Origin of the sequence: Xanthomonas massiliensis (assembly GCF_900018785.1) — a bacterium.
Lineage (GTDB): Bacteria > Pseudomonadota > Gammaproteobacteria > Xanthomonadales > Xanthomonadaceae > Xanthomonas_B > Xanthomonas_B massiliensis.
The window spans coordinates 177,673-197,644 of record NZ_FCOY01000006.1; the positions used below are offsets into that span (position 1 = coordinate 177,673).

18 protein-coding genes are annotated in these 19,972 nt (G+C 68.9%); 17 read left to right on the top strand and 1 reads right to left on the bottom strand.

The annotated features are described in order from the left end of the window. Positions 1-368 precede the first annotated feature (368 nt). From BN3794_RS04095 to BN3794_RS04165, 16 genes are all read left to right on the top strand, one after another. Positions 369-4,715 (top strand): RHS repeat-associated core domain-containing protein, encoded by a 4,347-nt coding sequence (locus tag BN3794_RS04095; protein WP_160330884.1) that lies wholly within the window; start codon positions 369-371, stop codon positions 4,713-4,715. Continuing rightward, complete coding sequence (locus BN3794_RS16235; protein ID WP_147675646.1) at positions 4,712-5,089, top strand: hypothetical protein; 378 nt, start codon at positions 4,712-4,714, stop codon at positions 5,087-5,089. The genes BN3794_RS04095 and BN3794_RS16235 overlap by 4 nt, the downstream gene beginning before the upstream one ends. Positions 5,090-5,172: 83 nt before the next feature. Then, positions 5,173-5,403, top strand: coding sequence for a hypothetical protein (locus tag BN3794_RS04100; RefSeq protein WP_066093785.1), 231 nt, complete (start codon positions 5,173-5,175; stop codon positions 5,401-5,403). Between the two features lie 105 nt (positions 5,404-5,508). Then, on the top strand, positions 5,509-7,230 hold the full coding sequence (gene gspE, locus BN3794_RS04105) for a type II secretion system ATPase GspE (protein ID WP_425476706.1): 1,722 nt from the start codon (positions 5,509-5,511) through the stop codon (positions 7,228-7,230). 141 nt (positions 7,231-7,371) lie between these two features. Continuing rightward, complete coding sequence (locus tag BN3794_RS04110) at positions 7,372-7,665, top strand: GIY-YIG nuclease family protein (protein ID WP_066096959.1); 294 nt, start codon at positions 7,372-7,374, stop codon at positions 7,663-7,665. Positions 7,666-7,807: 142 nt separating this feature from the next. After that, positions 7,808-9,022, top strand: coding sequence for a type II secretion system protein XpsF (gene xpsF, locus BN3794_RS04115; protein WP_066093792.1), 1,215 nt, complete (start codon positions 7,808-7,810; stop codon positions 9,020-9,022). Positions 9,023-9,157: 135 nt separating this feature from the next. After that, a complete protein-coding gene (gene gspG, locus BN3794_RS04120; RefSeq protein WP_066093795.1) occupies positions 9,158-9,595 on the top strand; it encodes a type II secretion system major pseudopilin GspG in 438 nt (145 codons plus the stop codon). A gap of 14 nt (positions 9,596-9,609) precedes the next feature. Beyond that, positions 9,610-10,101, top strand: coding sequence for a type II secretion system protein XpsH (xpsH, locus tag BN3794_RS04125; RefSeq protein ID WP_066096961.1), 492 nt, complete (start codon positions 9,610-9,612; stop codon positions 10,099-10,101). Continuing rightward, entirely contained in the window at positions 10,098-10,505 is a 408-nt protein-coding gene (gene xpsI, locus BN3794_RS04130; protein ID WP_066093797.1) for a type II secretion system protein XpsI, read from the top strand. Before xpsH ends, xpsI begins: the two co-directional genes overlap by 4 nt. Next, a complete protein-coding gene (locus tag BN3794_RS04135) occupies positions 10,502-11,152 on the top strand; it encodes a prepilin-type N-terminal cleavage/methylation domain-containing protein (protein WP_066093800.1) in 651 nt (216 codons plus the stop codon). The genes xpsI and BN3794_RS04135 overlap by 4 nt, the downstream gene beginning before the upstream one ends. Further along, entirely contained in the window at positions 11,149-12,018 is an 870-nt protein-coding gene (locus BN3794_RS04140) for a type II secretion system minor pseudopilin (protein ID WP_066093805.1), read from the top strand. The genes BN3794_RS04135 and BN3794_RS04140 overlap by 4 nt, the downstream gene beginning before the upstream one ends. Beyond that, entirely contained in the window at positions 12,015-13,121 is a 1,107-nt protein-coding gene (locus BN3794_RS04145) for a PilN domain-containing protein (protein WP_066093808.1), read from the top strand. Before BN3794_RS04140 ends, BN3794_RS04145 begins: the two co-directional genes overlap by 4 nt. Beyond that, a complete protein-coding gene (gspM, locus tag BN3794_RS04150; protein ID WP_066093811.1) occupies positions 13,102-13,737 on the top strand; it encodes a type II secretion system protein GspM in 636 nt (211 codons plus the stop codon). The genes BN3794_RS04145 and gspM overlap by 20 nt, the downstream gene beginning before the upstream one ends. Then, a complete protein-coding gene (locus BN3794_RS04155; protein ID WP_066093814.1) occupies positions 13,727-14,494 on the top strand; it encodes a hypothetical protein in 768 nt (255 codons plus the stop codon). The genes gspM and BN3794_RS04155 overlap by 11 nt, the downstream gene beginning before the upstream one ends. Positions 14,495-14,508: 14 nt before the next feature. After that, positions 14,509-16,722, top strand: a complete 2,214-nt coding sequence (gene gspD / locus BN3794_RS04160; protein WP_078059691.1) for a type II secretion system secretin GspD — start codon at positions 14,509-14,511, stop codon at positions 16,720-16,722. Further along, positions 16,719-17,567: a glycosyltransferase family 2 protein gene (locus BN3794_RS04165; protein ID WP_066093821.1), complete on the top strand. Its 849-nt coding sequence runs from the start codon at positions 16,719-16,721 to the stop codon at positions 17,565-17,567. Before gspD ends, BN3794_RS04165 begins: the two co-directional genes overlap by 4 nt. A gap of 737 nt (positions 17,568-18,304) precedes the next feature. Here BN3794_RS04165 and BN3794_RS04170 read toward each other — a convergent pair. Next, positions 18,305-19,261, bottom strand: a complete 957-nt coding sequence (locus BN3794_RS04170) for an IS30 family transposase (protein ID WP_066093824.1) — start codon at positions 19,259-19,261, stop codon at positions 18,305-18,307. Between the two features lie 305 nt (positions 19,262-19,566). Between BN3794_RS04170 and BN3794_RS04175 the strand changes: the two genes are divergently transcribed. After that, positions 19,567-19,920, top strand: coding sequence for a hypothetical protein (locus BN3794_RS04175; protein WP_066093827.1), 354 nt, complete (start codon positions 19,567-19,569; stop codon positions 19,918-19,920). The last annotated feature ends 52 nt before the right edge of the window (positions 19,921-19,972 follow it).

Sequence of the window (19,972 nt, forward strand, 5' to 3'; positions counted from 1 at the left end):
AACCTGAGCTGGGTGTCCGCGGACTGGACGGCCGGCTCGCCCTGGCGGTGGACATGGGCAACCTGAAGGCGCTGTAGATTGCCGTTTCGCAGGAATGATGGCGGACAGGGGATGTCTCGTCAGGCCCCTCTGACCCGGAGCAGGGTTGCCACCGCATTGATGGCCGGTGTGCTCGCGTTGGAGGGGGGGGCGGTGGCGTGGCAGATGGTGAGCGTTCTCTCCAGGACCACATCTTGGAAATCAATACTGTCCCTCGCCTTGATTTGTGACCCACGCCACCCTGCGAAATCGTTTCCCAAGTTGCAAGGTTGACTTGCTGGCAGGAGACCTGTAGGAATCCGTTCCGGACCATTCAACTGAGGTTAATGATGTCCTGGGGCGATTTAGGGGGTGAGGGATTGCGGCGCCTGCCGTGGGTGGGAGCCTTGCTGTTCGTGGGGCTGGGAATGGTTGGCCATGCGGATGCAATGGTCATCCAAGTTTGTACGACCAGGACCGGAACAGTTTCGGCGGAAGGTGTGGTCGGCGTGACCACAGGGCTGGTGTGCACATACAGCGGTGCGCCGGAAAGTGATACGCCTGCAGAGCCTCGGGGAGGCGGGAGCATCGGTGACGCCCCTGGGAAAACGGATAGCCGGCTGGCCGAGAAAATCCAGACGGAAGAAGAAGATCCCTGCAAGACAAAGCAACAGACCACCAGCCAACCGGTGGTCATCGCTACCGGCAACAAGATCAAGCCCGAGACGGATTTCGTCGTGGGTAAGGATGCTCTTTCGTTTGGATTGCTTCGGCTGTACGACAAGGGCGTAACCAAGTACGGGATTTTTGGGTACCGATGGACTTCCAGTCTGGAATACACCCTGACGTTCGTTTACGGATCGGCGATTTGCATCGGCAAGATGAGTGGTGCGACGTCGTGCTCGCACGGTTCGCTGGCTTTGACCCATATATATGCCTATCGGGCCAGCGGCTATGGAGTTACGTTCAGTCAAGATGCGTCCGGGGTGTGGAAGGATGACGACGGCGATGTCCTGGTCCAAAGTGGAACGAACTGGGTATTGACGAATCGGGACGGCTCGACCGATACCTACGACAGCCAGGGCCGTCCGCTGAGCATCGTGGACGAGCGCGGGATCGGAATGACCTACGCGTACACCAACGACCAGGTCACGACCATCACCCACACCTCGGGCAAGTCCATAGGACTGACCTGGTCTTCGGGGCGGGTCGCGACCATTACCGATCCCGCCGGCAAGGTCTACACCTATACCTACAGCCCTGGCTACCTGTCGGCGGTCACCTATCCGGATTCGTTGGGGACGCGCGGCTATCTCTACGAGGATTCCGCGCAGCCGGGCGGCCTGACCGGCATCACCATCGATGGCACTCGCTACAGCAAGTACGAGTATTACAGCGACGGACGGGTGAAGTCTTCCGGCCTCGGCAGCGACGGCAGCATCGATCGCAGTTCCTTCGTCTACGGCACCGATTCGGTCGACGTTACCAACGCATTGGGTCAGGTGACGCACTACGAACTCGCGGAAATCGGTGGTACCACCCAAATCATTGGCGTCGAGCGCCCTGCCAGCAGCATCTGTCCGGCCGGCGGCAAGTACACCGCGTACGACGGCAACGGCAATGTCGACTACGAGATCGACGCCAACGGCGTCACCACCGACTACACCTACGACGCCTACAACCGGTTGACCCAGAAGATCGCGGGCATCGGCCCCAATGGCGAGACCGACCAGCAACAGATCACCCAGTACGCCTGGGATGCCGACCACATCGCACGCCTGAACACCATCAAGGTTTTTGGCAGTTCGACGGATGTGCCCGTCAGCGAGACCAACTTCAGCTATTACCCGGACGGGGACGAACGGGCCCGGCTGCTGGCGAGCATTGCCCAGGTCAACAGGACGTCCATCGGCACGAACGGACAGGCCCTGGCGACGACGTACGACTACGCTGTCGCTGGCAACCACCTCGTTGCCAGCGAGACCGTCGATGGCCCCGTACCAGGTAGCGGCGACACGGTCACGCGCCAGTACGACGGGTCGGGGAATCTGTTGTCCGAGAGCAACGGACTGGGCCATGCCACGACCTATGCCAGCTACACGGCGCTGGGCCAGCCGGGGCAGGTGACGGGCCCCAATGGCGACGTCACCACGTTCGGCTACGATGGCATGGGTCGCATGACGTTGCGCCGGACGTATTTCAACGGCGGTACCCAGGATTATGTCTTTGCCTATGACGGGGCGGGGAACCTGGTGTCCAGTACCGCGCCCGACGGCCAGCAGATCAGCTACGACTACTACGCCCGTAATCCGAAGTGGCTTGCCAGCGCCAGCGTGAGCAATGGCAGTTCCACGAAGGGTCAGCGCCTGCTTTATTCCAGGAACCTGCTGGGCCAGGTCACGTCTACGTCACGGCAGGACGGGACCCTGGTCACTGTGATCGATGCGTACTGCAAGAAAAACCCCTTGTCGGAAGCCTGTCTCGAGAACGGCGGCGGCATCAGCGTGAGCTGGTCCTATACCACCGTGGCCCAGTCCTACATCGACTACGATGCAGGCGGGCTCGTGCAGGCCCAGCGCGGCAACAATGGGCAGAATTACCGCTACACCTACGATGCCAATGGCGACCTGCTGACCACGCAGGATTCGCTGGGCAACACGACCACGCTGGCCCGTGATCGCCATCGCCGTGTCGTCCAGGTCCAGGACGCACTCGGAGGGCAGGTCCACTATGCCTACGACGCCGTCGGCCAGCTTGTCCAGGTGACCGATCCACGCGGGCTCGCCACCGGCTATGGCGTCGATGGCCTGGGTCAGGTCTGGTGGCGGACGAGCCCGGATACGGGTACCACCACCTATCAGTACAGCGGTGGATTGGCGATGTCCTCCACGGCCGCAGACGGCACCGCCACCACCTATGCCTACGATGGCCTGGGCCGCCTGACCGGCACGAGCGCGGGTGGGCAAGCGCTCACCTATGTCTATGACACTTGTACCAATGGCAAGGGCCGGCTTTGCGCGACGTCGGCCCCGGGCGACAGCCAGACGACCTACACCTATACCCCCGACGGCCTGCCGGCGACGAAGACGGAATGGGTGACGGGCAACGGGGTGCAGACCGGCTATACGGCCTATTTCTATTACGACGACTTGCGCCGGCCCAGCGCCATCACCTACCCGGACGGCCATGCTGTGGGCTACGGCTATGCCCACGGGCAGGCCACGTCCATGACCGTCAATGTCAACGGGGCCACCACCAGCGTGGTCGCGGCGGCAACGTACGCGCCCTTCGGCACGGCCACGGCGTGGACCTATGGCAACGGCCTGGCACAGACCTTCGCATTCGATGCGGATGGGCGACTGACCGGCCTGGCCGTCAAGGACGGCAGCACCAGCGTGCAGGACCTGGCCTATGGCTACGATGCCGACGACCGGATCACCGCGCTGACCGACGCGGTCAACACCGCAGCCACGCAGGCCTATGGGTACGACGCATTGTCGCGGCTGCAGCAGACGAGCACGGCCGCGAACATCGTGTGGAACTACGGCTATGACGGCACGGGCAACCGGAGCTTGGCGATGCTGAGCGGGCAGTCCAGCCGGACCGACGTCTACGCCATCGCCAGTGGCAGTTCCCGGCTGGAGGCGATCACGGGTGGGCAGAGCGCGTCGTTCAGCTACGATGCCAACGGCCGTGCGACCGAGGCCTATGGCCGCACGCTGGCCTACGATCCTTTGGGCCGGCTGGCCTCGGTGACGAGCGCGGCCGGGGCATTTGCCTATACGACCAACGCCGAGGGCGAACGCAGCTGGAAGAGTGCCCAGGGCGGGGTACGCTACGTGCATGCGGCGGGCAACCAGCTGCTGTCCGAGCACGCCGATGCCGGCGACGTGTGGACCGACTACCTGTATTTCGGGGGGCGACTGGTGGGACTGGTGAGGAGCGGGCAGGTCTACTGGGTGCACGACGACCACCTGGGCCGGCCGGAGATCGTGACGAACGCCGGCAAGGCGGTGGTGTGGCGGGCGAGCAACCAGGCGTTCGCGCGCACGCTGGTGCAGGACGGCATTGGCGGATTGAACCTGGGCTACCCGGGGCAGTACTACGACAGCGAGAGCGACCTGTGGCACAACGGCTACCGCGAGTACGACGATAACAGCGGACGCTACCTGCAGAGCGATCCGATCGGGCTGGCGGGTGGGGTGAATACGTATGCCTATGTCGGGGGGAATCCGATCAGCAATATCGATCCGCTCGGATTGGATTGGCTAGGCTCCATAGGGATGACATGGGACTGGCTAACCGGAACAGGTCCGACTGATCGGACATTCGGGCCAGGAACGAGTCAGGTAAATGAGATGATGGGCGCACCGAGCGTAAACGCAGCAAGGGCTCTATTACACAAGAAAAATTCTGATCCATGTGCGCCATTGCAAGGGGTGAATAACTACGCCGCTAAATTTGGGCTTTCCGGTCTTATCAAGGCTGGGCTCAATCCTACGGAGCAATTTGTTGGAAGCTATCGAATAGACATTACTCCCCTTGATGCTAACAACGTTATTTTTTTGTTGCAAAACACATCTAGCTTTCGATCTTTTGCCTATGGTGTTGCACCTGATTGGAGTCGTTCAACGTTCGGGCCAATGGGCAATATGAGTCAGATTTACTGGTGGATTGAGTCGGGTAGAGCGCCATGAGAATATTTTTGATACTACTGCTTTCGGTGGCTATGGCTGGCTGCGATTTGAATCCATTCAATGCGGGGTGCCGGAATATTGACTCGTATTACGCGCTGTGCCAGGTGGACGACCAATCCACTTATCTGATTATGCGGTCAGGTGAGCAGCCGGAAGGTGGTGGAGTTTTGGAAGGTTCTATTGAAAGAATTGGTTGGAACGATCGTTATATCCTGGCCTGGAGGAATGCGACGTTCCGAGGTGATCCGGATGGCTGGATGAAAGTTGATATTCAATCGCATAAAATTATTGGGCCAATTAGTGATCGTGAAGCATTGAAGTTGCTTGTAAATAATCCGCCTAGAGATGCTGCAAGCGTGTGGAAAGATCTATAGGAAGGCAAGGACGATGTCAGGTCGAGTATTTTTCATGCCGTCCCTGGATATGACGATCCGGGACCGCGCGATACGAACCGGCATTGTCGCGGCTGCAGCAGACGAGCACGGCCTCGAACATCGTGTGGAACCACGGCTATGACGGCACGGGCAACCGGACCTTGGCAATGCTGAGCGGGCAGTCCAGCCGTACCGACGTCTACGCCATCGCCAGTGGCAGCTCCCGTCTGGAAGCGATCATGGGCAGACAGGGCGCGTCGTTCGCCCAGGATGCCAACGGCGACGCGACCTTGGTGCGGGCGGGATCGGGCTAACGGCGAAGTACATCGCGGTTTGATGCGATGAGCGTGATCGTGGCCGGAGAACGCGTGCCACCAACTGCTAAAGTCCGGCACGACGCACAGGAAAATGGATTGAACGTGCTGGCCCGGCCCATCGTCGACGAACATGCCCTGGAGGCGAGCATCCTCGATGCCCTGCTCGAGAGCGGGCGCCTGCGCGCCGGCGACCTGGCCCGGGCACGCCAGCTGCAGGCCGAATCCGGGGGCGGGCTGCTGCCGTTGCTGGTGCGGCTGGGCCTGCTGTCCGAGCGCGACCAGGCCGAGACCTCCGCGCAGGTGCTGGCGGTGCCGCTGCTGGGGGCGCGTCAGCTGCCCGAGGCCGCGCCGGACACGGTGCCGGAACTGGCCACCCTGTCGCTGCGCTTCATGAAGCAGTTCCACCTGTGCCCGCTGGCGGTGCACGCGGATACCCTCGATCTGTGGATGGCCGACGCCCACGACGGTTATGCGATCGAGGCGGTGCGGCTGGCCACCGGGCTGCAGGTGCGGCCGCAGGTCGGACTTCGCTCGGAGATCGACGATGTGATCGAGCGCTGGTACGGCCAGGGCCGCAGTGCGATGGGCGCGATCGTCGAAGGCGCCGAGCGCGAGGACGGCGGCGAGGACGACATCGAGCACCTGCGCGACCTGGCATCGGAGGCGCCGGTGATCCGCCTGGTCAACCTGGTCATCCAGCGCGCGGTCGAACTGCGCGCCTCGGACATCCACATCGAGCCGTTCGAGAACCGGCTCAAGGTGCGCTATCGCGTCGACGGCGTGCTGGTGGACGGGGAGAGCCCGCCGGCCGACCTCACCGCGGCGGTGATCAGCCGCGTCAAGATCCTGGCCCGGCTCAACATCGCCGAGCGCCGCCTGCCGCAGGACGGCCGCATCATGCTGCGGGTGCAGGGCAAGGAGCTGGACCTGCGCGTGAGCACCGTGCCCACCGCGCACGGCGAGAGCGTGGTGATGCGCCTGCTCGACCGGCAGACGGTGGTGTTCGACTTCGAGCGGCTGGGCTTCACCGAGGCGTTCCTGCCGCAGTTCCGCAAGGTGCTGGAGATGCCGCACGGCATCGTGCTGGTGACCGGCCCGACCGGTTCGGGCAAGACCACCACGCTGTACACCGCGCTGAGCCAGCTCAACACCACGGACGTCAAGATCATCACCGTCGAGGACCCGGTCGAGTACCAGATCGAGGGCATCAACCAGATCCAGGCGCGGCCGCAGATCGGCCTGGACTTCGCCAACGCGCTGCGCTCGATCGTGCGCCAGGACCCGGACATCATCATGATCGGCGAGATGCGCGACCTGGAGACCGCGCGCATCGCCATCCAGTCCGCGCTCACCGGCCACCTGGTGCTGTCCACGCTGCACACCAACAACGCCGCCGGCGGCATCACCCGGCTGCTTGACATGGGCGTGGAGGACTACCTGCTGACCTCCACCGTCAACGGCATCCTGGCCCAGCGCCTGGTGCGCCGGCTCGAGCCGGTGCACGCGCAGCGCTACGCCGCCACGCCCGAGCAGATCGAGAAGTTCGGCCTGCGCCGGCTGCAGCCCGAGGGCGAGATCTTCCTGTACCGGCCGCAGCCCTCGGCACTGGCGCCGACCGGCTACCTGGGCCGCACCACGATCATGGAATTCCTGGTGATGGACGACGCACTGCGCCGCGCGGTGATGCAACGCGCCGGCATGGGCGAGATCGAATGCATCGCCCGCGCGGCCGGCATGCGCACCATGTACGAGGACGGCCTGGCCAAGGCGCTGGCCGGGCAGACCACCCTCGAGGAAGTGCTGCGGGTGACGGAGGAGGGATGAGCATGCTGTCGCTTTCCTGTGTCCGTCGTGAAAGGCGCTGGGTCCCCGCCTGCGCGGGGACGACGGAAGACCGCGACTTGACCGTCTTCTCCGCGCAGGCGGGGACCCAGCGCCTTGGAATTTCGCAAGGGAATGCGATTCATGGAAAAACAACCGGCGACCTACATCCTCGCCAGCAAACGCAACGGAACGCTGTACGTGGGTGTCACATCGAATCTCGTCGCCCGCATCTGGCAGCATCGGCAGCATGTGGCACCGGGGTTCACTCAGTGCTACGGGGTGCAACGGCTGGTCTGGTACGAATTGCATCCGACCATGGAGGCGGCGATCGTCCACGAGAAGCGACTGAAGCGGTGGAACAGGGCATGGAAGATACGGCTGATCGAGGAACGCAATCCCTATTGGCACGATTTGTGGCCGGAGATAGTGGGGTAGTCGACGACGATTACGTTTCAATCGTCGTCCCCGCGCAGGCGGGGACCCAGCGACTTGCGCGCAAAAGCACGAAGGCACTGGGTCCCTGCCTGCGCGGGGACGGCGGTGTTCGATTTCCTTCGATTTCCGAGTCCAGGCTCTGATGCCCCTGTATCGCTACAAAGCCATCGACGCCCACGGCGAGATGCTGGAAGGCCAGATGGAGGCGGCCAGCGACGCCGAGGTGGCCGCGCGGCTGCAGGAGCAGGGCCACTTGCCGGTGGAGGCGCGGCCGGCCCACGGCGAGGACGGCCCCGGCTGGAAGGCGCTGCTGCGCCGGCGCGGGCTGCGCGGCGCGGCGCTGGTGGAGTTCACCCAGCAGCTGGCCACGCTGCTTGCGGCCGGGCAGCCGCTGGACCGTGCGCTGGGCATCCTGACGGACCTGCCCGAGGATGCGCGCGCGCGCCGTACGATCGTGGCGGTGCGCGACCAGGTACGCGGCGGCGTGTCGCTGTCGGCGGCGCTGGAGCGCCAGCACGGCACGTTCTCGCGCCTGTACGTGAACCTGGTGCGCGCCGGCGAGGCCGGCGGCAGCCTGCACGCCACGCTGCAGCGCCTGGGCGAGTACCTGGAGCGCGGCCGCGAGCTGCAGGGACGGGTGGTGAACGCGCTGGTCTACCCGGCGATCCTGCTGGCCGTGGTCGGGCTGGCGCTGATGTTCCTGCTCGGCTACGTGGTGCCGCAGTTCGCGCAGATGTACGAGAGCCTGGACGTGCAGCTGCCGTGGTTCACCCGCGCAGTGCTGGCGCTGGGCCTGTTCGTGCGGCAGTGGTGGCCGCTGCTGCTGGCGGTCCCGGCACTGGCTGTGCTCGGGTTCGAGCGGCTCCGCCGCAACGCCGGGTTCCGCGCCGCATTCGATGCCTGGCTGCTGCGCCGGCCGCTGCTGGGGCCGTTGCTGGCACGGCTGGAGACCGCGCGCCTGGCGCGCACGCTGGGCACGCTGCTGCGCAACGGCGTGCCGCTGCTCGCCGCGCTGGGCATCGCCCGCAACGTGCTGGGCAACCGGGCGCTGGCCGCGGACCTGGGCGAGGCCACCGAGGCCGTGCGCAACGGCCGCGGGCTGTCGGCGGCATTGTCGCGGCAGGCGCGCTTCCCGCGGCTGGCGCTGCAGATGATCCAGGTCGGCGAGGAATCCGGCACCCTCGATGCCATGTTGCTGCGCACCGCCGACACCTTCGAGCAGGACAGCGCGCGCCTGATCGATCGCCTGCTGTCCGCGCTGGTGCCGGCGATCACGCTGGTGCTGGCCGCGGTGGTCGGCACCGTGATCGTGGCGGTGCTGGTGCCGCTGTACGACCTGACCAATGCGGTGGGCTGAGCCATGCCATCGTCCTCTTCCCGTCGGCGGGCACCACCACCGGGCGGCAATGCCATGCAGCCTCGCCGTCAGCGGCGCCCGGCCGGTCGCCCCGTTTCCCGTCCCGGAACCCCTGCCACCCGAAGGAATCCCGCAATGACCCGTCCGCATTCCACGACCCGTTCGCCGTCGCCGGCACGCCAGGCCGGCATGAGCCTGCTGGAGATCATCATCGTCATCGTGCTGATCGGCGCGGTGCTGACCCTGGTCGGCAGCCGCGTGCTCGGCGGCGCCGACCGCGGCAAGGCGAACCTGGCGCGCTCGCAGATCCAGACCCTGGCCGGCAAGGTGGAGAACTACCAGCTCGATACCGGACGCCTGCCGGGCAAGCTGGAGGACCTGGTCGCCGCGCCGGGCGGCGTGGCCGGCTGGCTCGGCCCCTATGCCAAGCCGGCCGAGCTCAACGACCCGTGGGGGCGGCCGGTGGAATACAAGGTGCCCGGCGACGAGGGCCGGCCGTTCGAGCTGACCAGCCTGGGCAAGGACGGCCAGCCCGGCGGCAGCAGCTACGACGCGGACGTCCACAACGATTGAACAGGATGGACGCCATGCCCGCCCGTGCCGCGTCGTGCCGTCGGCGCCCGCCTCGGCGGCAGGCAGCGGCGGGCGTGACGCTGCTGGAGATGCTGCTGGTGATCGTGCTGGTGGCCGCCATGGCGGGCCTGGCCGCGGCGGCGTTGCACGGCGGCCTGGACGGCACGCGCCTGCGCACGGCGGCGCGCCAGGTGGGCGCCGAGCTGCGCTTCGCCCGGGTCCGCGCCCTGGCCAGCGGCCAGGTGCAGCGCTTCGAGCTGGACCTGGGCGATGGCCGCTGGCGGGGCGCCAACGGCCATCGCGGCCGCCTGCCGGAAGGGATGCGCCTGCGCTTCACCGGCGCGCGCCAGGTACAGCCGCGCGAAGGCAGCGGCAGCATCGTGTTCTTCCCGGACGGGGCATCCAGCGGCGGGCGCATCGAGCTGGCGCTGCGCCAGGCGAGCTGGCGCGTGGACGTGGCCTGGATGACCGGCGAGGTGCGCGTGGCGCCGGTGGCGGCGCCATGAGGGGACAGCGCGGCTACACCCTGATCGAGGTGGTGGTCGCCTTCGCCGTGCTGGCGCTGGCGCTGACCCTGCTGCTGGGCACGCTGTCCGGTGCGGCGCGCCAGATCCGCGGCGCGGACGACGCCGGTCGCGCCGCCCTGCATGCGCAGTCGCTGCTGGCCACGCTGGGTACCGACATCGCCTTGCGCCCCGGCCGCCGCGACGGCGATTTCGAGCAGGGCCGCTACCGCTGGCAACTGGCCATCGTCTCCTACGCCGAATCCGGCGCACCCCCGGCACCGGGCGCGGCGCGGCTGCTGCAACTGGATTTGCAGGTGCGCTGGGGCGAGCAGGCCGGACAGGCGCTGCACTGGCGCAGCCTGCGGCTGGCCGCGGCCGACGCGACCGCCGAGGCCGTGCCGTGACCGCCGTCGCCCGCCGCGCGGCCGGCTTCACCCTGATCGAGGTGCTGCTGGCGACGGTACTGCTGGCGGCCGGGCTGGCGCTGGCCTTCGCTACGGTACGCGCGGCCATGGCGGTGAGCCAGCGCGGCGAGGCCCTGGCGACGCGCAACGAGCGCATCCGCGCCGTGGAAGGCTTCCTGCGCCGGCACCTGGCCGCGGCGCAGCCGCTGGCGATGCAGGTCGATCCGGCCACCGGTCAACCGCAGCGCTTCGTCGGCGAGCCGCAGCGGATGCGCTTCGTCGCCGACCTGCCGTCCTACCTGGGCCACGGCGGTCCCTACGTGCACGCGCTGGAGGTGGACGGCGAGGCGCCCCGGCAGCGGTTGCGCCTGGCCCTGGCGCTGTTGCCGCCCGGCGCGGCCCAGGCCCGGGCACCCGTACCGGACGGCACGCCGGACCTGCTGGCCGACGGGCTGGCGCAGGTCGCCTTCCGTTATCGCGGTGTGGACCCGGCCACCGGCGTGCTCGGGGCGTGGCGCGACCATTGGGACGATGCCCGGCGCCTGCCGTTGCAGGTGTCCGTGGCGGTCACGGCAGCCGACGGCGGTCCGTGGCCCGGGCTGGTGGTGAACCTGCCGCAGGGCGGCAACAGCCAGGTGCGCCCGTGACCGCGCACCGTGCCCGCGGCGCCGCCCTGGTGCTGGTGCTGTGGCTGGTGGTGCTGCTCACCGCGCTGGTCGGCGCCTTCGCCCTGACCGCGCGGGTGGAAGCGATGGGCGCGACGGTGCAGGACGACGGCGCGCTGGCCGCCGAGCATGCCCGCGCCGGCCTGGAGTACGCCCTCTCGCGCCTGCGCGGCACGCCCGCGCGGCCGGCCTGGGTGGCGGACGGGCGCCTGTATCCCTGGACCTTCGACGGTTCGCAGGTGGAACTGCGGCTGGTGGCCGAGAGCGGCAAGGTGGACCTGAACCTGGCCGACCGCGCGCTGCTGGCCGCGCTCGCACGTGCCGAGGGGGCGGCGCCGGCGCAGGCCGACCGGGTGGCAGGGGCGATCGTGGACTGGCGCGATGCCGACGACCTCGGCCAGGCCGGTGCCGCGGGCGAGGCGCGCGACTACGCTGCCGCCGGCCTGCCGTACGGCCCGGCCAACGCGCCCTTCCAGAGCGTGGCCGAGGTGCAGCGGGTGCTGGGCATGGACGCGGCGCTTTACGCGCGGCTGCGCGAGGACGTGACCGTGTTCGCAGGACGCTCGCGCCCGGATTCGGCCTTCGCCCCGGAGGCGGTGCTCGCCGCGCTGGGCGTGGATGCGCAGGCGGTGCTCGCGCGCCGCCGGGAGGCGGCCATGCCCGGCAGCGGCGCGCCGGCGGGCGCGGCTTTCGATCCTTCCGGCCCACCGCTTAGTATCCGGAGCAGGGCACGGACCGCGCGCGGCGGCATGGCCGAACTTCGCGCGGTGGTGCGCCCGGGGGGATCGCCGGCAGGCGGGGCGGCCTATACCGTGCTGCGTTGGGAAGAGGGGATGGCGGCGGAATGAGCGTGCTTCAGGACATGCGCGATCGCCTCGGACAGGGCGGCCTGCGCGGACAGGGATGGCTGGCCTGGTGGCGGCGTGCGCTGCTGGCCTGGGTGCCGGCGCGCTGGCGCGGGCAACTGGCCCCGGCGCGGCTGCTGCTGTGGCGGGGCCAGGACAGCCTGTATCTGGCGCGCCAGCACGACGAGCAGGTCGATGCGCCGCAGTGCCTGCCCTGGCCGGTGGCGCCGCCGGCACGCCAGGCCGGTGCCGCCGCGGTGCTGCCCTGGTACCTGGTGCTCGCGCACGAGCAGGTGCTGCGGCGCACGCTGCGCCTGCCGGCCGCCGCGGTGCCGCGGCTGGGCGACGTGGTGCGCTTCGAGATCGATCGGCAGACGCCGTTCGCGCCGACCCAGGTCGAATACGCCGCGCGCGTGCTGTGCCCGCTCGCTGGCGGCCAGGTCGAGGTCGAGCTGGTGGTCGTGCCGCGGCATGGCCTGGAACGGGCCCTGGCGGCGCTCGACGGCTGGGCCGACACGCTGTCCGGCGTGGACGCGGCCGACGCGCAGGGCCACCCGCTCGGCGTGAACCTGCTGCCGCCGGCGCAGCGCCATCGCCGTCGCGATCCGACGCGGCGCTGGCAGTGGGGCCTGTGGGCGCTGGCGCTCGTGCTGCTGGCGCTGGCCGGCGCAAGGCTGCTCGACAACCGCCACCAGGCCGCCGCGGCGTTGCGCGCGGCGATCGCCGCGCAGGCACCCCGGGCACGCCAGGTCGCGGCCGAGCGCCAGCAGCTGGCCGACCTGGTGGACGGCGCGGCCTTCCTCGACCGCCAGCGCGCCGCGCGACCGCCGGCCATCGCGGTCTGGGACGAACTGACCCGACGCCTGCCCGACGACACCGTGCTGGAGAAGTTCGCCCTGGAGAGCGGCCAGCTGCAGCTCATCGGCACCAGCGCGCAGGCCTCGGCGCTGGTCGGCCGGCTGGAAGGCTCGCCGCTGTGGCACAAGCCGGCGTTGACCGGCGTGCTGCAGGGCGACGGCGCCGGCCGCGACCGCTTCACCCTCGTCGCCCAGCTCGGGCCCGGCGATCGTCCCGGGGAGGCCGCCGATGGCGACGCCCGTCCCTGAGCGCGAGCGCTGGCTGGCCCTGGGCCTGCTGCTGGCCGTGCTGGCGCTGGCCTACCTGACGACGGTGCATCCCGCGTTCACCGTGCCGCTGCGTACCGCCGATGCGGAAATCGCCGCGCTGCAGGCGCGGCAGCAGCGCATGCAGGCGCAGCTGGACCAGGCCGGGGCGGTGGCCGCGGCCCTGGCCGGGACCCGCCGGGCCCTGGACGGGCAACCGGGATTCCTGCCGGAAACCTCGGCGGAGCTGGCTTCGGCGGCGCTGGTGCAGCGGCTCGAGGCGGCCGTGGCCACGGCCAGTCCCGGCAACCGCAGCTGCCAGGTCAGCAACCGGTCGCCGTTGCCCCCGGAACAACGCGAGCGCTTCACCCGGGTGGCCGTGCAGGTGCGCCTGCGCTGCGGCACGCCGGAACTGGCGCAGGTGCTGTACGCGCTGGAAGGCGGGACCCCGCGCCTGTTCGTGGACGACCTGAACGTGCTGGCCGTGCGCGGCGCGGGCGGCGGCCCCGGCCGTACCGAGGACGGCGGCCTGGATGCGGAATTCGTGCTGGCCGGTTACCTGGCCCCGGCCGCGGCGCCGGCGCCGGTTCCCCCGGGAGGCGACGACCATGCGCCTTGAAGCGCCGGCCTGGCGCGTGCTGCTGCCGGCGGCGCTGGCGACCTGGGCCGCGCTGGCCTGGGCGCTGGCGCTGGCCGGCATGGGTACCAGGCTCGCCTCGCCCCCGCTCCCGGCCGAGCGCGGGGCCGTCGCTCTGCCGCGACTGGCGCCGGCGCTCGCCGCGCCGCTGCGGCCGGACGCCGACTACGCCGGGATCGCCGCGCGCCCGCTGTTCGCGCCCGACCGGCGCCCGCATCCGTTCTTCCTGGGCGGACAGGCCGGCCAGGCCCCGGCCGAGGTACCGCGCCTGACCGGCGTGCTGATCACGCCGCAGCTGTCGCTGGCGACCCTGACCACCGGGCAGGGCCAGTCGCTGCGCCTGCGCCTACAGGGCGAGGCACAGGGAGGCTGGCGCCTGCTGGACCTGCAACCGCGCCAGGCCACGGTCGAGGGCCCTGGCGGGGTGCAGACCCTGGTGCTGCAGGTGTTCGACGGGCAGGGAACGCCTGCGGGCCCGGGCGGCGCGGCGCCGTCGGCGCCTGCAGGCCCCGCTCCGGTTCCTGCGGCCGCAGCGGGCGCGCCCGCACCTGGCGGCCCGTCGCGGCCGCCGGTGTCCGGCGGGACCCCGCCACCGGCGAACGACCGGGCTCCCGGCCAGGCCCCCGGCCAGGCGGCCCCGGCGCCGGACCCGCAGACCCTGGATGCCATCCGCGAGCGCATCCGCGCGCGCCGCCAGCAGATGCAGCAACAGGCCGGTGGCGTGGCCCCCCGTCCATGATCGAGAGTGACCGCATGAAGCGACGCATCGTCTCCTTCCCGCTGCTGATCGGCCTGCTCGCCGGCTGCGCCAGCACCCCGCCGCCGACGGTGCAGCGCCACCCGGCACCGGCGGCCACGCTGGACACGCGTGCGCAAGTGGAGCGGGACAGCCAGGACGAGGCGGCGGCGCTGCAGCCGCTGATCCGGCGCGGCAACGGCGAGGTGATCGACCGCGCGGCCGCCGCGCGGCGCCCGCCGTCGCTGGCGACCGCGGGCAATGGCACGGCCACCTTCAATTTCGAGGGCGAGTCGGTGCAGGCGGTGGTCAAGGCGATCCTCGGCGACCTGCTCGGCCAGAACTACGTGATCGCCCCGGGGGTGCAGGGCACCGTGACCCTGGCCACGCCCAACCCGGTCTCGCCGGCGCAGGCGCTGAACCTGCTGGAGATGGTGCTGGGCTGGAACAACGCGCGCATGGTCTTCAGCGGCGGGCGCTACAACATCGTGCCGGCCGACCAGGCGGTGGCCGGCAACGTCGCGCCCAGCACCGCCCCGGCCGCGGCCGCGCGCGGCTTCGAGGCGCGCGTGGTGCCGCTGCGCTACATCTCCGCCACCGAGATGAAGAAGGTGCTCGAGCCGTACGCGCGGCCCAACGCCATCGTCAACGTCGACAACGGCCGCAACGTCATCACCGTGGCCGGCACCCGCGCCGAACTGGAGAACTACCTGCGCACCATCGCCGTGTTCGACGTGGACTGGATGGCGAGCATGTCGGTGGGCGTGTTCCCGCTGCAGAGCGGGCGCGCCGAGCGCGTGGCCTCGGACCTGGAGAAGGTGTTCGGCGCCAACAGCGGCACGCCCAGCGCCGGCATGCTGCGCTTCATGCCGCTGGACAACGCCAACGCGATCATGGTGATCACCCCGCAGGCACGCTACCTGGACCAGATCCGCGACTGGCTCGAGCGCATCGACGGTGCCGGCGGCGGCAGCCGCCTGTTCTCCTACGAGCTCAAGTACGTCAAGGCGCGCGAACTGGCCGACCGGCTGGGCGAGGTGTTCGGCGCCGGCGGGAGCGGCCGTGGCGACGGTGCCGCAGCGCTGGCGCCGGGGGCCACCCCGGTGCAACTGGACGGCGGCAACGCGGGCGGCGGCGACGGCAGCCGCGACGGCGGCCTGTCCGCCAGTGGCCTGGGTACCGGCGGGGCGTCCTCCACGTCCGGTTCCACCTCTACCGGCGGCGGCCTGGGCGAGGGCAGCCTGGCGCTGCCCCAGCGCGGCAGCGGCAACGGCAGCGTCACCCTGGAAGTGGACGGCGACCGCGTCGGCGTGTCGGCGGTGGAGGAGACCAACACCCTGCTGGTGCGGTCCACGCCGCAGGCCTGGCGCTCGATCCGCGAGGTCGTGGAGAAGCTCGACGTGATGCCGCTGCAGGTGCACATCGAGGCACAGGTGGCCGAGGTGGCGCTCACCGGCGAGCTCAGCTACGGCGTGAACTGGTATTTCGAACAGGCGGTCGATGGCGCGAGCGACGGCAGCAGCGCCATCGGCATGAGCGGCGCCGGCCTGCCCAGCGCCGCCGGCCGCAGCATCTGGGGCGACATCGCCGGCAAGGTCACCGGCGACGGCGCCGCCTGGACCTTCCTCGGCAAAAACGCGGCGGCGATCATCAGCGCGCTGGACAAGGTCTCCAACGTGCGCCTGCTGCAGACCCCCTCGCTGTTCGTGCGCAACAACGCCACCGCCACGCTCAACGTCGGCAGCCGGATCCCAGTCAACTCGACCTCGGTCTCCACCATCGGCGACAACACCTACACCAGCGTGCAGTACCTGGAGACCGGCACCATCCTCAAGGTGCGCCCGCGGGTGACCCGCGACGGCATGGTGTTCCTGGACATCGTCCAGGAGATCAGCGCGCCGGAGGGCGACCGCGACCAGTACGGCAACTACCGCATCAACACCCGGCGCATGCAGACCGAGGCCGCGGTGCGCGCCGGCGACACGGTGATGCTGGCCGGGCTGATCGACGACAGCACCACCGACGGCTCCTCCGGCCTGCCGTTCCTCAGCCGCCTGCCGGTGGTCGGCGCGCTGTTCGGGCAGAAGACCCAGAGCCACCGCCGCAACGAGGTGATCGTGCTGCTCACGCCCACCCTGGTGCGCAACCCGCAGGAGGCCATCGACCTGACCGACGAGTACGGCCAGCGTTTCCGCGCGATGGACCCCATCCGCAACCCCGTCCGGCAGTGAACGCGTCCCTGCCGATCGTGCTGCTGCCGGCATGCGTGGACGATGCCGCGCTGGATGCCTGCCTGGGGGCGCTGGAGCAGGCCACCCCCGCGGGCACGCGGGTGTGGCTGGGCGACGATGCGCAGGCCGGTCCGCGCGCCCGCGCGGTGATCGACGGCTGGCTCGCTCGCACCCGGCTGCAGGCCACCTACAGCCGGCGCGAGCGCGCGGTGGGCGAGGTCGCGCACCTGGACCAGATGCTGGGTGCCTGCGGCGCGCTGGACGTGGTCGTGCTCGCCCCCGACGCGCGCCCGCTGCCGGGCTGGCTGCAGCGGCTGGCCGACTGCCTGGCGCGCGATGCCGCCATCGCCACCGCCACGCCGTGGAGCAACGCCGGCGAAACCGCGGCCTGGCCCCGGCTGGGCGAGATCAACCCGGTGCCGGACGAACCGGCCCGGCTGGCCGCCGCCTGTGCCATGTTGCCGCCGGTGCATCCGGAACTGCCCAATGCCGTCGCCCACGCCGTGCTCCTGCGGGGCCGCGCCCGCGCCAGGGCCGGCGGCCTGGACACGGCCAGCTACGGCTCCTGGTACGGCGCCCTGGTGGACCTGAGCCTGCGCCTGGCCGGTCTGGGCTGGCGCAACGTGCTGTGCGAGACCGCCTTCGTCGCCCGCAGCGGCGAGGGCGGCCCGGCCGACGGCGACCTGGACGCCCTGGCCGCGCGCTGGCCGGCCTGGCACGCCCGCCTGGCCGCCTTCCTCATGCGCGACCCCCTGCACGCCGAGCGCGAATTGCTCGCGCAGCAGTTCGCCGCGCAACCGCCACAGGATCCGCAGGGCGAATTGTTCGATGGGGCGGCGGAATAGAATAGAAGAACGGGATGCGGGCATTCCTCGCACACCCGGGATCTGGCCGGCGTTGGCGTTGCAGACGCAGCCGGGTCCGTTGCGGCAGCTGATCGTCGTCGGCTTGCCGAACGCGTCGCGCACGATTTCGGTGGTGGCCTCCTCCGGGCCGTCGATGGCCATCGGATATTTCCTCTGGCTCCTTTATCCGTTCTCCAGATTCAAACGCCTTCAGCCGCTTAGCGTCCTCAGTAGCCGCGCACCACAACCCCGCAAACAACAAGGCCCGCAGCGATGCGGGCCTTGTGCGTCATGGGCGATCAGAAAGTGAACCTGACCCTGAGGTAGGTGTTGCGATCGAGAGTTGAATCCGCCCCCGGCTATCGCAGTTGCTTCACCCCCGACCGAACTGGCAGCAAAAGCCCGCCGAAGCGGGCTTCAATCGCTCTTCACTGGATCACTCCGGCTCCGGGTAAAAGAAGTCATAAGTCCCGCTATTCATCCGATACACCAAGCTGTCAGGGGGCACTACAACTCCGACTTCCGCATTTCGGTAAGGGCCAGACAATGCGCCGACATGCATGTAAGGGCCATCGATTTGCCAAACGAACCAATTGTTCGACGTCTTCTGCTTTGACTTGCCGTAATCACTACTGTTCCTGAATAAGACATCTACCTCGCCCACAACGTCAGCGTGAGCCACCTTTCGCCAGAACTTTTGCTTAGCGCCAACACTTAAAAAGACATGCGCGGCGAATTCAACTTTGATTCGCAACACAATTGCTGAACTCCTTGACGAAGACGTCGAGGGGCGTCTTGAATCCTAGTGTCTTGCGTGGTCGCGTGTTGAGCCGTTGCTCGACCCAGCGCAATTGTTCATCGGTGATGGCCGCGAAGTCCATGCCTCGTGGAAGGTACTGTCGGGTCAGTCCGTTGGCGTTCTCGTTGCTGCCACGCTGCCAGGCCGAGTACGGATCGGCGAAGTAGACATCTGCCTGCAGGGAGGCAGCGATGGTCTGGTGTTCGGCGAACTCCTTGCCGTTGTCGGCGGTCAGCGTATGCACGCCATCGCGTACGCGGCCCAACCTGCCGACGATGGCGCGCATTACGTTCTCGGCCGTGCGATCGACCGACTTGGCCAGCAGGTGGAGCCGGGAGCGTCGTTCGGTCATGGTCACCACAACCGTCTTGCCGCTCGAGGCGTGCATCGAGTCGATCTCCCAGTCGCCCAGGCGGGAGCGCTGTTCGACCACTGCAGGGCGTTCACGCCAACTGCGGCGGTGCCGAAGCTGGCCCCGGCCATCGCGCATCCCACGCCTGCGGCGCTGGCGCCGACGGCGGCGCAAGGTCTTGAACAGGGTGCCCCCGCGCCGCTGTTCTGCGTAGATGTGCTGATAGATCCACTCGTGGCTCGCCAGTCCGGTGGCGCCTGCCACCTGCTCCGGGCTCCAGTCTTCGCGAAGGCACGCTTCGATCCGCGCGATGTGCTCCGGGCCGATGCGTTTGCGACGGCTGGCCTGTGAACGGCGATGGTCACTGATCCGCTGTGCCTGGGCAGGGTCGTAACACCGACCAGGGCTGTTGCGCCGCAACTCGCGGCTGATCGTGCTGGGCGCACGATCCAGAGCAAACGCGATCCCGCGAAGGGAACAGCCGGCTTCATGCAAGGCGTGGATGCGATATCGTTCGTGCTGGTTCAGGCGGCCATTGGCCATGGGCAACTCCACTTGGCGGTGAAGCTGCTCAGGTCAGGTCGCCTGGGCCTCTTCACAACCTTGGGTGTTGCGATCGAGAGTTGAATCCGCCCGCATAAAAGTCAGTATCACCGCGAACGATTTGGCTCACATCAGGGACTTCAACCTCGACAAGACCCGGCGTTGTTTCGGGCAACGTGTCCACGACATTTGCCGGCGCACCAACCAGAGCTCGCGGTGGACGGCCGACGCCGACAAGGCGCGGGCGTTCGTCGCGCCGCTGGATCGGTAGCCGCATCGCCATCACCCCAACCGGACCACACTCCATGACCACGCCGCGCCACGCTTTCATCATCGATCCGATCCGCAGGCAGCGCGACGCGGATTCGATCACGCGGATGATGGAAGACGCCTGGCTCGCGGTGCACGGGGAACCGCTGGCGCCGATCCCGCCGCCGGTGGTCGGGTGGCGGCTGACGCTGTGCGCCGACGGCGGCACGGTCGAGCGGCGCGAGTTCGGCGTGGAAGGATTTGCCGACGCGCAGGACGCCGGCAGCGCGTGGCTGCGGCAGCACGGCGGCGACAGCATCGATGCGTTCACCGCACGCGCCATGCAGGCGTCGCGGCGCATGGCGTGGGATCACGACTACCGGCACGGCATCAGCAGGTGCGGGTTCTGAGCCAACGCACACCGCAACAACGACAAGGCCCGCGGATGCGGGCCTTGTTTTT

Bases quoted from the DNA above. Each gene is read 5' to 3' on its own strand.
- BN3794_RS04095 (WP_160330884.1), top strand. From the start codon at position 369: ATGTCCTGGGGCGATTTAGGGGGTGAGGGATTGCGGCGCCTGCCGTGG.
- BN3794_RS16235 (WP_147675646.1), top strand. From the start codon at position 4,712: ATGAGAATATTTTTGATACTACTGCTTTCGGTGGCTATGGCTGGCTGC.
- BN3794_RS04110 (WP_066096959.1), top strand. From the start codon at position 7,372: ATGGAAAAACAACCGGCGACCTACATCCTCGCCAGCAAACGCAACGGA.
- xpsF (WP_066093792.1), top strand. From the start codon at position 7,808: ATGCCCCTGTATCGCTACAAAGCCATCGACGCCCACGGCGAGATGCTG.
- gspG (WP_066093795.1), top strand. From the start codon at position 9,158: ATGACCCGTCCGCATTCCACGACCCGTTCGCCGTCGCCGGCACGCCAG.
- xpsH (WP_066096961.1), top strand. From the start codon at position 9,610: ATGCCCGCCCGTGCCGCGTCGTGCCGTCGGCGCCCGCCTCGGCGGCAG.
- xpsI (WP_066093797.1), top strand. From the start codon at position 10,098: ATGAGGGGACAGCGCGGCTACACCCTGATCGAGGTGGTGGTCGCCTTC.
- BN3794_RS04145 (WP_066093808.1), top strand. From the start codon at position 12,015: ATGAGCGTGCTTCAGGACATGCGCGATCGCCTCGGACAGGGCGGCCTG.
- gspM (WP_066093811.1), top strand. From the start codon at position 13,102: ATGGCGACGCCCGTCCCTGAGCGCGAGCGCTGGCTGGCCCTGGGCCTG.
- BN3794_RS04155 (WP_066093814.1), top strand. From the start codon at position 13,727: ATGCGCCTTGAAGCGCCGGCCTGGCGCGTGCTGCTGCCGGCGGCGCTG.
- gspD (WP_078059691.1), top strand. From the start codon at position 14,509: ATGAAGCGACGCATCGTCTCCTTCCCGCTGCTGATCGGCCTGCTCGCC.
- BN3794_RS04170 (WP_066093824.1), bottom strand. From the start codon at position 19,261: ATGGCCAATGGCCGCCTGAACCAGCACGAACGATATCGCATCCACGCC.
- BN3794_RS04175 (WP_066093827.1), top strand. From the start codon at position 19,567: ATGACCACGCCGCGCCACGCTTTCATCATCGATCCGATCCGCAGGCAG.